Genomic DNA, 845 nt, shown 5'->3' with positions numbered 1-845 from the left:
GGTGATCTTCGCAATCACCGGACTTACCATGACCGCTCCAGCCTCTCAGGCTTTTGCAGAACCTTCCGCACACTACCTAAAAGCGCAGGCGGTTTGATTCTGATCAAGGAAGTGATCGAACTTTTTAGATAAACTAGCATCGTTCACTCAACCTCAATCGCGAGTTCACTTTGATCTGCAATAAACCCGGAAAACCGATCCCGATCATTAGGAGCACCTATGACAAAGGAAAATACAGCTGGATCTGATGGTCCGTTTACGCCTCCCGAATTGCTAAGATCATTTAATGAAATGCAAAGGAAGATGTCCGCAGTGGCAGCAAAGGAAGTATTGGGATTTGCAGCTTCCCGCCTACAGGACCAAGCCGACTACCTGACGAGTCTTGCCGGCTGCACAAGCTCTTCCGAAGCGCTCAAGTGCCAATGGGACTTCGCGCAGCGGTCGTGGTCGAAATCGCTCATTGACGGATGGAAAATGTTCGATAGCTTCAATGCAAAGAGGCAGTAATGGACTGCGGTTTGAGAGGTAACTTGTCGCGCTGAGGCGGGCTTACAATCAATATCGTCCCTCTATCGACCTGGCGCAGTCACGTTGCGATCGCAATCTTTTTTCTAACGGCGTCAGTATCCCTGCTAAACAGCGGAGCCAACGAGTCGTCCGTGAAGAAGCTCCCAAGTCATTGAGCGGGAGTCGAATTTTGGATCGGAGCGAGGGTCGGGATTGCAAGCTTTTTGGATTTGAAGGCCCGAAAGCTTGCAATTTGATTTCTGGGATTCCGTCGAATCGCGTGTCGTGATTCCGTGGTCGCAACGGAGGGGACGATGCGACCCAAGGAACGACGGGAC

General features: G+C 51.1%; 1 protein-coding gene. It reads left to right on the top strand.

What is annotated here, in order from left to right:
- The first annotated feature begins 219 nt into the window (after positions 1 to 219).
- Positions 220 to 507: a hypothetical protein gene (locus AC5ZG1_RS44045; RefSeq protein WP_130232033.1), complete on the top strand. Its 288-nt coding sequence runs from the start codon at positions 220 to 222 to the stop codon at positions 505 to 507.
- The last annotated feature ends 338 nt before the right edge of the window (positions 508 to 845 follow it).

The organism is Bradyrhizobium sp. Leo78, assembly GCF_059512425.1.
Note: the sequence above shows the minus strand (reverse complement) of the source record. Positions and strands in the feature narration are given on the sequence as shown.

Coding starts and splice junctions, on each gene's coding strand:
- AC5ZG1_RS44045 (WP_130232033.1), top strand. CDS start 220: ATGACAAAGGAAAATACAGCTGGATCTGATGGTCCGTTTACGCCTCCC.